Source organism: Peribacillus sp. YIM B13477 (assembly GCF_042787955.1).
In the GTDB taxonomy this organism is placed as follows: Bacteria; Bacillota; Bacilli; order Bacillales; family DSM-1321; genus Peribacillus; species Peribacillus frigoritolerans.
In genome coordinates, this window is record NZ_JBHZPD010000002.1 from 463,793 (window position 1) to 476,659 (window position 12,867).

At 36.6% G+C, this 12,867-nt stretch carries 16 protein-coding genes and 1 tRNA gene; 9 read left to right on the plus strand and 8 right to left on the minus strand.

Annotated elements, in window-relative coordinates; translation table 11 throughout:
* Positions 1-40 precede the first annotated feature (40 nt).
* Positions 41-1,138, plus strand: coding sequence for a site-specific integrase (locus tag ACFX4H_RS08930; RefSeq protein WP_377434989.1), 1,098 nt, complete (start codon positions 41-43; stop codon positions 1,136-1,138).
* Positions 1,139-1,477: 339 nt separating this feature from the next.
* Here ACFX4H_RS08930 and ACFX4H_RS08935 read toward each other — a convergent pair whose 3' ends face one another.
* The 3 genes from ACFX4H_RS08935 to ACFX4H_RS08945 form a co-directional block, all read right to left on the minus strand.
* A complete protein-coding gene (locus ACFX4H_RS08935) occupies positions 1,478-2,218 on the minus strand; it encodes an SDR family oxidoreductase (protein WP_377434991.1) in 741 nt (246 codons plus the stop codon).
* Between the two features lie 50 nt (positions 2,219-2,268).
* Positions 2,269-3,402, minus strand: a complete 1,134-nt coding sequence (locus ACFX4H_RS08940; RefSeq protein ID WP_377434993.1) for an NADH-dependent flavin oxidoreductase — start codon at positions 3,400-3,402, stop codon at positions 2,269-2,271.
* 290 nt (positions 3,403-3,692) lie between these two features.
* A complete protein-coding gene (locus tag ACFX4H_RS08945) occupies positions 3,693-4,526 on the minus strand; it encodes an oxidoreductase (protein ID WP_377434995.1) in 834 nt (277 codons plus the stop codon).
* A gap of 175 nt (positions 4,527-4,701) precedes the next feature.
* On the opposite strand from ACFX4H_RS08945, the gene ACFX4H_RS08950 reads away from it, so the two are divergent.
* Positions 4,702-5,079 carry a MerR family transcriptional regulator gene (locus ACFX4H_RS08950; RefSeq protein ID WP_377434997.1) on the plus strand — a complete coding sequence of 126 codons (378 nt, stop codon included), beginning with the start codon at positions 4,702-4,704 and terminating at the stop codon, positions 5,077-5,079.
* Positions 5,080-5,331: 252 nt separating this feature from the next.
* On the opposite strand, the gene ACFX4H_RS08955 is transcribed toward ACFX4H_RS08950, so the two are convergent.
* The 3 genes from ACFX4H_RS08955 to ACFX4H_RS08965 all read right to left on the minus strand — a co-directional run bounded on the left by ACFX4H_RS08955 (position 5,332) and on the right by ACFX4H_RS08965 (position 7,600).
* Positions 5,332-5,706 (minus strand): MerR family transcriptional regulator, encoded by a 375-nt coding sequence (locus tag ACFX4H_RS08955; protein ID WP_377434998.1) that lies wholly within the window; start codon positions 5,704-5,706, stop codon positions 5,332-5,334.
* Positions 5,707-6,606: 900 nt separating this feature from the next.
* Positions 6,607-6,678, minus strand: a tRNA-Val gene (locus tag ACFX4H_RS08960).
* A gap of 310 nt (positions 6,679-6,988) precedes the next feature.
* Complete coding sequence (locus ACFX4H_RS08965) at positions 6,989-7,600, minus strand: hypothetical protein (protein ID WP_241636742.1); 612 nt, start codon at positions 7,598-7,600, stop codon at positions 6,989-6,991.
* Here ACFX4H_RS08965 and ACFX4H_RS08970 point away from each other — a divergent pair.
* Positions 7,583-8,035, plus strand: coding sequence for a hypothetical protein (locus ACFX4H_RS08970; protein WP_377435000.1), 453 nt, complete (start codon positions 7,583-7,585; stop codon positions 8,033-8,035). The two genes, ACFX4H_RS08965 and ACFX4H_RS08970, sit on opposite strands and share 18 nt — an antisense overlap.
* Before the next feature lie 511 nt (positions 8,036-8,546).
* The gene (locus tag ACFX4H_RS08975) at positions 8,547-8,768 is read left to right on the plus strand and encodes a hypothetical protein (protein WP_034314444.1); all 222 of its coding nucleotides are present in this window, start codon (positions 8,547-8,549) and stop codon (positions 8,766-8,768) included.
* 17 nt (positions 8,769-8,785) lie between these two features.
* Here the strand turns inward: ACFX4H_RS08975 and ACFX4H_RS08980 are convergent, their stop codons facing one another.
* The gene (locus tag ACFX4H_RS08980) at positions 8,786-9,343 is read right to left on the minus strand and encodes a phosphatidylglycerophosphatase A family protein (protein WP_034314446.1); all 558 of its coding nucleotides are present in this window, start codon (positions 9,341-9,343) and stop codon (positions 8,786-8,788) included.
* 190 nt (positions 9,344-9,533) lie between these two features.
* Here ACFX4H_RS08980 and ACFX4H_RS08985 point away from each other — a divergent pair, with 190 nt between their 5' ends.
* From ACFX4H_RS08985 to ACFX4H_RS09005, 5 genes are all read left to right on the plus strand, one after another.
* Entirely contained in the window at positions 9,534-10,256 is a 723-nt protein-coding gene (locus tag ACFX4H_RS08985) for an alpha/beta hydrolase (protein WP_377435002.1), read from the plus strand.
* 89 nt (positions 10,257-10,345) lie between these two features.
* Positions 10,346-10,861 carry a YjcG family protein gene (locus ACFX4H_RS08990; protein WP_034314450.1) on the plus strand — a complete coding sequence of 172 codons (516 nt, stop codon included), beginning with the start codon at positions 10,346-10,348 and terminating at the stop codon, positions 10,859-10,861.
* 4 nt (positions 10,862-10,865) lie between these two features.
* Positions 10,866-11,294, plus strand: a complete 429-nt coding sequence (locus ACFX4H_RS08995) for a GNAT family N-acetyltransferase (protein WP_034314452.1) — start codon at positions 10,866-10,868, stop codon at positions 11,292-11,294.
* 159 nt (positions 11,295-11,453) lie between these two features.
* On the plus strand, positions 11,454-11,717 hold the full coding sequence (locus ACFX4H_RS09000) for a hypothetical protein (RefSeq protein ID WP_034314453.1): 264 nt from the start codon (positions 11,454-11,456) through the stop codon (positions 11,715-11,717).
* Between the two features lie 233 nt (positions 11,718-11,950).
* Positions 11,951-12,439, plus strand: a complete 489-nt coding sequence (locus ACFX4H_RS09005; protein WP_063577043.1) for a spore coat protein — start codon at positions 11,951-11,953, stop codon at positions 12,437-12,439.
* Between the two features lie 54 nt (positions 12,440-12,493).
* Here ACFX4H_RS09005 and ACFX4H_RS09010 read toward each other — a convergent pair whose 3' ends face one another.
* Positions 12,494-12,790 (minus strand): hypothetical protein, encoded by a 297-nt coding sequence (locus ACFX4H_RS09010; RefSeq protein ID WP_328137033.1) that lies wholly within the window; start codon positions 12,788-12,790, stop codon positions 12,494-12,496.
* Positions 12,791-12,867 lie beyond the last annotated feature (77 nt).

The window sequence follows — 12,867 nt, forward strand, 5'->3', positions numbered from 1 at the left end:
CTGTATCTATAAGACTATTAACGATAAAGGAGAGTTTAATATGAGAGGCAGCGTAAAGAAAGAGGGAAGAACTTGGTGTTATACAGTCGATATTGGTAAAACAGCTGATGGTCGGAGAATTAAAAAGAAAAAAAGAGGATTCAAAACTCAGAAAGAAGCACAAAATTCCTTGAATGAAGTGTTAAATGAAATCAATAAAGGGAAATTTATACAGGCTGCAAAGTATACTTATTGTGACTTTTTAGACATTTGGATGGAACAGATTGAACATTCAGTTGCTAGTTCTACTTTTTCTACATATTCTAGTATTGTAAGTAATTATTTAAAACCGGTGATTGGTCATTATTTAATAGAAAATTTAAATATTAGACTACTAAATAATTTTAAAACCGGTTTACATGATAAAAAATTGTCCAATAACTCCATTAGTAAGATTATTTCTGTGCTAAAAAACAGTTTAAATTATGCTGTAGAACAAGAATATCTTTCAGTAAACCCTGCTAGTAAGATTAAAAAACCACCTGAAATTCTTAAAACTACTATTGAATGGTCAGAAGATGATATCAGGAGATTTTTAGATGTCGCAAAAGGTACAGTATACTACCCCGCATATCTTTTAGGAATTTTTTGTGGTCTTAGGCGTGGCGAGATTCTTGGTATAACTTGGAATGAAATTGACTTTACCAAAAAGAAACTAGTTGTTCTGAAAGTTTTAAGTACAGATGGAAAGACAATCATTATGAAACCTAAGACAAAAGGCTCTCGAAGGAATGTTGATATTCCTACTGATATCTTAATGGAACTTAATAGAATAAAAAATGAGCAAGAGAAAAAAGACCATATATCCAGAGAACTTAACTTGGTTGTACCTAACGAAATTGGTACAACTGTAAACCCTAGAAACCTTCTACGTAATATGAAAATATTAATAAAAAAAGCTGAAGTACCTAATATAACATTTCATGACTTGCGTCATATTCATGCTTCTCTTCTTCTTCAACAAAACATTCACATGAAAGTTGTTTCTGAAAGATTAGGACATACAAAAATATCAACTACTATGGACAGATATTCTCACTTAATTCCTTCACTACAATCGGAAGCAGCGGAATCATTAAATTATTTATGGGGTAAATAGACAGCAGATTGCTGTCTATTTTATTGTTATTAGTATGAAACTTACACTTCCACAATTACCTTATTGACTGTCAATCATTTTAAGAATGTCCTTAAAAATACAAAGGAAGTTTTCAGTGTGGTAAAGTTCTAACCTACTCAGAATCCAGCAGGATATCTGTGCTGATAAATGGGAATTCCGGGTATTCCACAGAAATACTTAGTTTTTTTCCGACTTCATCCTTTCTGAGAGCTCATTCGCTCCGTCTAAAGCCCCTTGATGTAAATAAACTACTGTTTGATAATACCCAATTGCTGCCCCAAACTGCATCTTCCATAAATTCCTTAAGGAGTTTTCTTTTTAGAGTTCTTGAATGGTTGGACGAACAATCATCTCATTAACCGCTACATCTGATGGTTGTTCAATTGCAAATGCAATGGCACGAGCAATGCTAGCAGGCTCGATTCCAATTTTGCTATCTTCAACGATTGCAGATTTCAACTCTAAATCTGAAATGGATTCTAGTAATTCTGTAGCAATAGTTCCTGGTGAGATAATGGTTGTACGAATATTGTTGCTAGCCTCTTCTATACGGAGACCTTCTGTGATGGCACGTACAGCAAACTTTGTACCACTATAAACTGCACTAGCAGGGAATACTAAGTGACCAGCTATTGAGGAAACGTTAATAATATGCCCTTCTTTTCTTTCTCTCATGGAGGGAAGAACAGCAGCAATACCATAGAGTACACCCTTGATGTTCACATCAATCATCTTATCCCATTCATTGATTTTTTTCTGATGAACAGGTGATAGAGGCATTACTCCTGCATTATTGACCATTACATCAATCTTTCCAAACTCTTTAAGAACATAATTAGCTAACTCTTCCATTTGTTCATTTGAGGCAACATCCGTCACTTTATAAATAGCTTGCCCGCCATTATTTTGAATCTCTTCTTGTAATTTCTTTAATCGCTCTTCACGACGAGCCGCCAGTACCAGCTTCGCACCTTTAGATGCAAGTTCTTTTGCAGTAGCTTCTCCTATCCCACTAGAAGCACCGGTAATAATGACAACCTTACCTTGAATATTTGACATATAAATAACATCCTCTCTTAATAAAAACGTGATAAAAAACAATTACGATGTTATTCCTCAATCTTAAACCAAGGACCTGAAGCTTGAATTATATTCCAAAGTTTTTCAGGAAGCTCAAGCTCGCTTACTTTTGACGTCTTAATGGCTGTCTCAATTTCAGCTTCTTTTCCAGTCTGAACCTTTTCTACCCAGTCTGGATTCATGATTAACGTATGTCCAATCGCTGCTAGGGATAGACCCTTATCTACCGCTGTTGAAACGTCATCCGGAGTTACCATAGAACCAGCAGCCATTACAGGAACTCTGCCGTTTACATGTTCAACAATTAATTCAAGATATGTTTTTTCATCTTTACTATCTACAGGCTTTGAGGATAGGGCATTAGCCAACGAAGCATGTACATAATCAACATCTGCTTCAATAAGACGATTAATTAATTCATAGGTATCCTTCATTCTCAAACCGCCTTCTTCATGTTCGTCAGGAGATATTCTGTATCCGAAAATAAATGGCTTTGTTGCATGTTTTTTAATCACATTTTTCATTTCCTGAACGACTGCCAATGGGAAACGCAAGCGATTTTCTAGAGAGCCACCCCATTCATCCTCACGTCTATTGAAGAAAGGAGAGAAGAAGTTTTGAAGTAAAAATCCATGTGCACCATGAACTTCAACACCATCAAAACCAGCTTCAATGGCTCGTCTTGTTGTATCTCCAAACGCATGAATCACTTCCATTATTTCATCATGTGAAAGTTCTCTAGGTAATACTGAAGGAGCAAATCCAGTAGCTTCAGTCTCTACAGCACTAGAACTAACCACCTCTCCATCTGGAGTTAAAGATGGTAGTGCTTTGTTACCCGCATGGAAAATCTGAAGTATTGCAGGAGCTCCCCCACTTTTAGCAGCATCAGCTAACTTACGTAGACTTGGGATAAATTTATCGTCATAAGCTGCGAATTCATTCGTAAAACCTATACCGTTTCGTTGCACATGAGTACAGCCAGTAATAACAAGTCCTACTCCATTGACTCTTTTTTTATAATATTTCACTTCTTCATCTGAAATGGTGTAATCATCATTACTGGACCAAGTCGTCATTGGTGCCATCACGACACGATTTCTAAGGGTGATTCCATTTTCAAATGCGAAGGGTTCAAATGAGTTGTTATATTTTGTGTTCATTTTTTAACCTCTTTCTATATTTTCTTGTTAGTTATGCACTATTTTGTAAATGTTTATCAATCCTTCATGTATTTAAATGGTGCAAGAGTAGATTAATCCTTAGAGTACACTCTAAGGCAAGTGTTTTTTTGTTATTTTTTTCGATAGGCACTGTTTCAGAATGATGTTGATTTTCTTCTTCAACTAACGGGTCAAGTTAGTTAAACAAGGCCCTTAGATTAATAAAGAGAGGGAAATCCCCTCTCCTAAAGTCCACATATTTCAAAAGATATATAGTTCTTGATTGTTTTTTACCAGGTACCATCAGTGCTAATGGAAAGAGCGTGCCACTCATCGAGCTGTTCCTTTTTTTGATTAACAACGCTCTTTGCCCAATCCACTGCATCAGTACCCGCAACAAACGAAACCGGAGGCTTCTCGACCTGAACCAGTTGAAGAACAACATAGGCGAGCTTCGCCGGGTCGCCAACTTGAGTATGATTTCGGTTGTCATGGAAATCACGAAATTCCGCTAATGCTTCAGAATAGTCACTAATGCCTGCTTTAGAATATTTAACAGAACTCAAGTCAAGGAAATCTGTCCGGAAGAAGCCTGGTGAGACGACAGTAACGTAAACTCCAAATGGCGCGAGTTCTTCAGCGATTGACTGTGAGAAACCCTCTACCGCAAACTTGCTGGAGTTATAGATTGAACCGCCGAAAACACCCTTCAAACCTGCAGCTGACGAAATGTTGATAATTCGCCCGCTACGTTGTTTACGCATAAATGGAATAACCGCTTGAGTTACTGCCATCGTTCCAAAAACATTCGTATCATACTGAGCACGGACCTCATCCAAGGAAGTTTCCTCGAAGACACCGAGATGTCCATATGCAGCGTTGTTGACCAATACATCAATACGACCAAAGCGATTGATGGCTGCCTCCATTGCGTTCTTCACTTGACCTTCACGCGTGATATCAAGCTCCGTGACGAAGAGGTTTTCCGAAGTGCCAAGTGCCTTAGTTACCACATCTACACGACGACCCGTCGCAACTACTTGATTACCGGCGGCTAGGGCTGCTTTTGCAATTTCAGCTCCCATACCGCGGGCAGCACCTGTAATAAACCAAACTTTACTCATATATAATTACCTCCTTCATTAACTTAATTTGATTGTACGTTGTTATTGTTACTGCAAGTCAAATCAAAATTATATGAAAGCATGAATGTGATAAAATAAGGTTTATCTAAATTACTTTCTGATTTGTGATGAAAATTTAGTTATAGTAACTATAACTTAAAAGGAGAAGAGTTAAATGTCATATTCATTGAAATATGTAGTTGAAAATTTAGATGTATCGGCAAATACACTTAGATTTTATGAAAGAGAAGGGATTTTAAAGGACATTTCTCGTGACTCCAATGGTCACAGAATATATAACAATCAAAATATTGAGTGGATAAAGCTCATTCGCTCTTTCCGATTGACAGGAATGCCTATTGCCAAAATAAAAGAATATGTAGAACTCTATGAATTAGGAGATGAGACATTCTTTCAAAGAAAAGAAATGATGATGCAGCATAAATTAGAGGTACAGAACAAAATTAATGAAAATCTTAAACATTTAGAAGTGATAAGTTATAAAGTAGCAATGTATGAACTTCAGGAAAAAGAAATCATACAAAAAATTTAATTTACGCAATTGTGTTACCTGTGTTAAAAATAGGTGGTTCCAATACCCGTTCCCTTATTTTTTAAGATTGTGGAGTATTGTACTTAAACTATCTGGTGCGTTAATTTAAGAAGGTGTAATCAAAAGGACCGTCTTGGTCCTTTTGGTTTTGCTAAAAAAATCAACACTATCGTTTAACAGAGCAATTTGATAAAAACACGATTTCAAAGACTGCCAGTACGAGGTTTATCAAAATTTCAAAAAACTTGTTGCTTAATTTTCAGAGAAACAGTCTCCTAATTCATTTTCATAAAAATTTATTTTATTATCCAGATGCTCTAAACTTTGACGAAGCTTCTCCAAATCTTCCACTACTTTCTTTCGATGATTTTTAAGTAGAGATAACCTTTCATCCATAGTTTCTTCCCCGATATGCCCCCACATGGCAAATTTCTTCATGTCTTTTAGAGTCATCCCCGTATTTTTTAGGTGGAGCAAAGATTCAATCCATAATTTATTTTCATCCGAGTAGATTCTGACATTTTTATCGTCTCTGTTTACTTTTATTAACCCTTCTTTTTCATAAAACCTCAATGTATGTTCGCTCAACCCAACGATATTAGAAAATTCTCCAATAGAATATGTCAATATAACCGCCTCCATTAAATCTGATATGTCTATTTCTTCTTTCTTTTTTAATTACTGACACAAAGGAAGAGTAACACTTAGAGTTTACTCTAAGTCAAGAAATTATGAGCTTTTCTGAACTAGAGTAAGCTGTTTTTACTACACCGATGTCAGATGGAAAATCCTTTAGCTCTTCAGTCCACATGGAATTACATATTTACAGAATGGTTTCCACAATCGGCATTGAACATGATGGAACAGTGGAATTCGAACTGTATGATGAAAGATGTATGGAGCAGAGAACAAAGAATTGTACATTTACATTCCGGTGAAAAAACAAACAATAAGGGGGTAGAGTTAAGTATCTCTATTGTAAAAAGACTTAGCGAACTTCTTTTCAATTTATAAAGGCACTATTCCTTTTGGAACAGTGCCTTATCTTATTGAGACTAACAATTTAAATTTTTTCATAAATAGTTGATTATCCTATTCAAGCAAAACCTCCCTTTAGTTTTTAACATTAAAAGTTTTTTATTAGACAATCTTCTTAGTAACCTGCCCCGTCAGTTCAATAAGAAAATCAACAAGTTCCTTTAACAAAGCCATTGTTTAAATATTGCAAAGCACCCTTTAGACAAAATAAAAAGCACTAACATTTAATTATAAGAAGACCAACATAGAATAAGTTGATGGTCTTCTTTTTAACCTCCATCATTAGCTAAATAAGCAAAAGGCTTTACCTACAGTTCATTGAAATATTAATTATTACAAGTAAATTGTCCTGTAATACGTTTAAATGCCGCTCTATCCGCCACCATTACGCCACCAATTGAGTAAATAATACAAAATGAACTAATTCTTTATAAACAAAAAAAGACCCAAACCCCTGTGATATCAAGGATTTGAGCCTTTGGCAGTTGATGACCTGTGAGGGATTCGAACCCACGACCCCTTCCCTGTCAAGGAAGTGCTCTCCCACTGAGCTAACAAGTCGTATGTAAATCAAGCTCTTTAGAGCTTGGTTTTAACCTTACTTAGTTGCTGACTTCTTTTCTGAACAAGATTTATTATATAGTGGTATTCAAAATAAAACAAGTAGTTTTGCTAAAAAAAATTTTTTCCGTAAAGTGTGGTCTTAGGCGTTAATCCCTGAAAGATCGATCTGACCCCAAAAATTTCTCGGAATAGAATCCGCCTCACCTTTTTCAAGGAGAATCCAAGGCTCCTAATCATACGTTTACTCAACTTTAATTAACAAATATGATGTCCATTTACTCAATCTAAGACTAAAGCAGAAAGATCTTTACATTGGAGAAGGGAATCTGGCAGCCTGAAAGTTTGTTAAAGATGCTTCTGCTAAAATTTCTCCGTTTGCATCTGCGCTAAATAATACTTGTACCCGATCTCCTGCTTGTAACTGAAGGATTGTAGTAACGGATAGTCCAATAGGTCTTGATTTCTCCAAGAAGTCATTAACAATATCTAAATTATCTCCGTTTACGTTAATGGAAATGGATGCGACATATCCTTCTTTTGAAGAATTCCTTTTTTTGTCTTTTGAAGAATGATGTTTTCTGCAATAATCACAGTTGCAACTATTTTTACTGCAATAATCACATTTGCAATTATCTTTTTTGTTTTTTGAGGAATCATTGCTTTTACTTTTTGACGGACAAAACGAGACTTTTGCTGTTATCTCATAAATTCCATCCTTAGTTGGAATAAATGTTGATATATGCGGATTATATTCATCCGCTAAATCAAACTGTTCAGTTTGGAATAAAACTTTTACAGAGGGAGTTAACGCTGCTTCGTAAAGTTGTGGTGTATTCTTATTAGCCCTGAACGCAGATGCTCTTACTAGATTATGTTTCTTATTATCACAGTGACAGTCATTATGTTTCTTATGGCACAAATGACAGTCATCGGTTTTCTTTTGCTCACAAATACAGTCACTGTGTTTTTTATGACAACAATGACAATCATCCGATTTCTTTTGATGACAAATACAGTCATTATGTTTCTTATGGCACAAATGACAGTCATCATCTTTCTTTTGCTTACAAATACAGTCATTGTGTTTCTTATGACAGCAGTGACAACCATCCGGTTTCTTTTGATGACAAATACAGTCATTGTGTTTTTTATGACAGCAATGACAATCATCCGGTTTCTTTTGGTGACATATACAGTCATTGTGTTTCTTATGGCAGCTATGACAATCATCCGGTTTCTTTTGGTGACATATACAGTCATTGTGTTTCTTATGGCAGCTATGACAATCATCCGGTTTCTTTTGCACACATTTCTTATTAAGATATGTGGTGTCTATAAAGGAATTACAATGTGAAATGGAATAATGATTTTTAATTATAATCACCTTTTTCTTTTTTTATTTTCGGGTTATTTTATTCATTAAAAGAAAAGATGTTTGTACATATGTTACAAATTTGAAAATAAATCTAACTCAAACAGCAAAAATCTACTGGATTTTTATATTTTATTAAGAAGGTGGTCGTTAACAATAAGGAAGGGATTTTTGTGGATATAATCGGGGAAACAGATTCTTTATTCTCAATGAAAATGAGGTGAGGTATAACCGCACTTCAGTTTTGGTTGATGAAGAACCTAGCTACTGCGATTCAAAGAGACCTGTTAGTAGAAAGGTCAGAAATTGAGTACATAAATCGTTTTTTGTTTTTTTGTTAAAAACTCTACATATAATATTAAAAAAGTTATAATTTCATCTTCTTCCATTCACCCTCACAACAAAACAGAACAAACATTCGCTTTTCACTTGCATATAAAACGTATGTTCGCATATAATGATAGCAAGCAAGTCAGCAAAGGAGTGACTGGGAATGAAATATATACTTCGTAAACATATGGAAGAAAATGCTCCATTAGAAATAATTTATCTCTCTGAACAAGGTAAGATTACACAACGGAAAATCCAGGTGCTTGAAATTTATCCAGGCCATATTCACGCATTCTGTTTTCTAAGGCAGACAAAACGGACATTTAAAGTAGCCAACATCCTTTCTGCCCGCCTCATTAAGGCCAGGTTTTACAGGTCTGGCTGAAGAATGCTCTTCAAGGTTCAACCTATTAACTCTTCTTCTTCCTGGATGTCCTTTTCCTGTTCAGTTAACGATTCCTCTTCATCTCTCAGACGATGAGCTAACCTTGAGGCGGCACTCGCGGCAATGCTTGCAACGATGTCATCCAGGAAGGTATGCACGATTCCTTCTTGCTTCTTATCAAGTTCGTGTATGACGCCTATTTTATTTTTATCCAAATGGCCAAAGGTTGTTACAGCAATGCTTCCGTAACCGAGTACTGCACCAAAGGCAATCGTTTCATCCACTCCGAATAGCCCTTCATCCGATTCAACAATCGATTGCAGGGGTTCTGATAGTTTTTTTTGCTCTGCCAGTTTATCCAGCTCCACACCGACTAAAATGGCATGTTGAATTTCCCTTTTCAACAGGACACGCTCAACGCTGTGGATGCATTCCTCCAACTTAAGATCAGCTTTGTACGGGAACTGCAATTCATATACGATTTTTGCAATTGCCTCCACACTGACACCACGCTCCAATAATGTTCGTTTAGCCGCCTTTGTCACTTCCCTGCTGTGCACGTGTACATCTGCCATTTTATTCGCCACCTTTTTTTGTATTATTTTTCTATATCCTTGTATTATAACACCTTATAATTTAAATTTTTAGAAAATATAACGAAAATTTTATATTCCAAATTCTTGTCGCGGGAAAAAGTTGCAAGGCTATGCTAAAATAATCAAGTAAGTTGTTTTTCATTATTAATTATCATTGAGGTGCGGGAGAATGAGTTTACGCAAAGGCACAATTAAAGAGTACATGTTTAAAAGCGAAGCTTTAGCAGAAGAATTGGAATTGCTTGTTTACTTGCCTGCTAATTATTCGCCATTGTATAAATATTCGCTTGTGATTGCTCAGGATGGCCGTGATTATTTTCAAATGGGCCGAATCGGTCGGGTAGCAGATGAACTGTTAGGGAACGATGAGATCGAGAATATCATCATTGTCGGCATTCCTTATAAAGACCGCTTTGACCGCAGGCGCAAATATCATCCGGACGGGGAACAGCATATTACATACATACGTTTTCTTGCTCATGAACTAGTTCCGTTTTTAGATGATGAATTCCCAACCTATCAAATGGGACATGGTCGAACTTTGATCGGTGACTCTCTTGGCGGTACAGTTTCTTTATTGGCCGCTTTGCAGTATCCGCATACATTCGGTAAATGCATCATGCAGTCCCCGCTTGCCAATGAAGCAGTAATGGATGCTGTACGTAATTTTGAGGATCCGCATCTCCTCGAACTTTACCATGTGATCGGGACGGGTGAAACGGATGTACCGACGACGGATGGCAATAAGGCAAACTTCATAGAACCAAATAGGGAATTGCATAAATTAATAAACCAAAAAGGATTTCCTTGCTTCTATGAAGAATTTGAAGGTAATCATACCTGGAAATACTGGCAGGCAGATTTGAAACGAGCACTATTGGAAATGTTCTAATTACTCGAAATCATCTGTTTGGGATGGTTTCAAGAAAAAAACATGTCCAACTATAATACAACAATAAAAAATATCAGGAGGTTTTATTTATGAAATATGGTGTTGCAATTTTCCCTTCAAAAAAACTTCAAGATTTAGCTAACTCCTATCGCAAACGGTATGATACGAAGTATGCTTTCATACCACCGCATCTAACGCTTAAACCAACGTTCGAAGCGACGGATATGGAAATTTCAACAATCGCGGAACAATTAAAAGGCATCGCTCAAAAGTGCAGACCTTTTACGATGAGCGTAACCAAAACGAAGTCTTTCCAACCCGTAAGCAATACTATTTATTTCAAAGTAGAATTATCCGAAGGGCTTCAAGAGCTGCATGATGCGCTTAACAATGAGGATTTCATAAAAAGTGAAAGTGAACATGCATTTGTCCCGCATATTACAATCGCTCAAGATTTATCCGATAATGAGCATTCTGATGTTTTAGGCCAATTAAGCATGCTTGACATCAGCCATGAAGAAGAGGTGAAACGAGTTCACTTGCTGTATCAACTTGAAGATGGGGCATGGACCGTTTATGAAACATTTAGATTAGGAGCTGAATGATTTCGTGTTTGTAAAAATCGCAGAGAACAGCCAAGAGCTTGAAAACGCATATATGATTCGAAGAAAAGTGTTCGTCCAAGAACAAAACGTCCCTCTTGAAGAAGAGATCGATGAATATGAAAAAGATTCCACACATTTCGTTTTATATGATGAGCAGCATCAGCCAATCGGTGCCGGCCGCTTCAGGGTCATTGACAACATCGGTAAAGTACAGCGCATTTGTGTACTGTCATCGGGCCGTAAGAACGGTGCCGGCGCCATGATCATGAATGCTATTGAGGAATACGCAATCCAGCAGGAAGTGCCTCAATTAAAGCTTGATTCCCAAGTGCATGCCATCCCTTTTTATTCAAAATTAGGTTATGAGATCGTTTCCGACGAATTCATGGATGCTGGCATTCCTCATAAAACGATGAAGAAAACCATTTTTTGATATAAAAAAGCTGTCCTTTCAGTCTTCTGATTGGACAGCTTTTTTTGTTCGTTCATGGACTTAAATTATCGTTTTATGAAAAAAACCATTTCCGTTCAATGGCAATCTCATCAAAAATACATAGTCTATATATAGAAAGCAAGAAGGAGGGAAAATTTTATGGGTAACAATGATTTTAACCTGGATGAGTCTCAAAAAAGACTGATGGAGCTGCTGGTTTCGAGGACTTTGAGAAAACATGGTTTCAAAAAGGAAAAGGTCGATCTTACTGAAAAAGAGAGAAACAACCTTAAAGAAACCGTTCGTTATTTACAAGAGCAATCACTAAAAATCATAAACCAAGAAAAGAACATCACGGAACATGATGTTAATCCAGTTACCAATTCCATTCACAACAAATTCACGGATTCCAAAAATAAATGACGCACCATATCACCTAATCACCTTACTTGCTGGCGAGAAATAAGTAAACCGAGACATAGCAGCACTTACATTTCATTCCTAAAGCTCCAGCTTCTTTATTATTCATCCCCCACACACTAATAATTTCTCTAAGTATTTAAAAAATAGACGAATGAACTGATTTATTCGTCCAACCCGATTAACCATCAAAGCATATTTTAATAGGGAATAAAACCTAAGGAGGAAAAAACAACATGAACCAAAATGTATATCGTAGCAATTGTAACACACATGATGACTCTGAAAGGTCATGGTCGGCTCTAGATTCCGCTTCCAGACATCCCCTTTCAGGATTCTGTAACGACGATGACACAAAGATTGACCAAGATGCAAGACAGGATAATAATCAAGTTCAGCTTTCTGAAGAACTTATTTACATTAAAGATTCTTGTAATGTAAATATCACTTCAACGGATGTTAAAGCGGCCCTCTCACTACAAGCTGCTCTACAAGCTGCAATTGCGGTCATCGTAAGCATTTCCGTTGCAGATGCTGATAATGCTGATAAGATCACTCAACAATTAATCCAATCTTCCAATGTTAAACAAATCACGCGCCAAAAAACAATTGTTGAAAACAGCCGTGATATCGACATTACAACAACTGATGCACAAATTGCTCTAAACATCCAACTTTTATTGCAACTATTGTTAGCCCTAATCGTGGAAATAGACATTCTTTAAGAAGTCAGCACAAAAAGGACACTTCACGTGTCCTCTTTTGTCTTTCTGGAGGAACTAGACAATTTCGTTGATGAACCTGCCTTTTCCTGTCATTCCAGCCGTTAAATCTTTCCTGACGCTCCTGCCCATTTCATGTTGATATGTGCCTGCTCCATATGCACTTACCCGAACATTATCTTGAATTTGATTTAATCCTTCAACGCTTTCCCTTTCCCTTTCCAACACCTGATCAAAACGGATGGGTTGAATGGGTGCCGCTCCTTTAACAATTCTTACTTTCCCTGCAGCTTCGACCGTCCGGTTGGCATATTGAATATAATCAAATTGTGTGACAGGTGCTATATATCCCATAGTAACCCCTCCTTATATTGAGATAGTTATGTTGTCATTTAATTACCCTGCCAGAACAATATTTAAACATGATTTCC